Origin of the sequence: Paenibacillus silvestris, assembly GCF_009882985.1 — a bacterium.
Taxonomy (GTDB): domain Bacteria; phylum Bacillota; class Bacilli; order Paenibacillales; family NBRC-103111; genus Paenibacillus_E; species Paenibacillus_E silvestris.
Genome location: NZ_WTUZ01000028.1, coordinates 1 through 488, shown reverse-complemented (window position 1 = coordinate 488; position 488 = coordinate 1). Strand labels below are relative to the sequence as shown.

The following is a 488-nucleotide window of genomic DNA, read 5'->3' as shown; positions in this document are numbered from 1 at the left end:
CCGCACTTCCACCTCGAACCTATCAACCTCGTCGTCTACAAGGGGTCTTACATACTGGGAAATCTCATCTTGAGGGGGGCTTCGCGCTTAGATGCTTTCAGCGCTTATCCCCTCCGTACATAGCTACCCAGCGATGCCTCTGGCGAGACAACTGGTACACCAGCGGTACGTCCATCCCGGTCCTCTCGTACTAAGGACAGCTCCTCTCAAATTTCCTACGCCCGCGACAGATAGGGACCGAACTGTCTCACGACGTTCTGAACCCAGCTCGCGTACCGCTTTAATGGGCGAACAGCCCAACCCTTGGGACCTACTTCAGCCCCAGGATGCGATGAGCCGACATCGAGGTGCCAAACCTCCCCGTCGATGTGGACTCTTGGGGGAGATAAGCCTGTTATCCCCAGGGTAGCTTTTATCCGTTGAGCGATGGCCCTTCCATTCGGTACCACCGGATCACTAAGTCCGACTTTCGTCCCTGCTCGACTTGT

1 rRNA gene is annotated in these 488 nt (G+C 56.1%); it reads right to left on the bottom strand.

The window, feature by feature from the left end:
• A 23S ribosomal RNA gene (locus GQF01_RS26445) occupies positions 1–488 on the bottom strand; the annotation flags it as partial.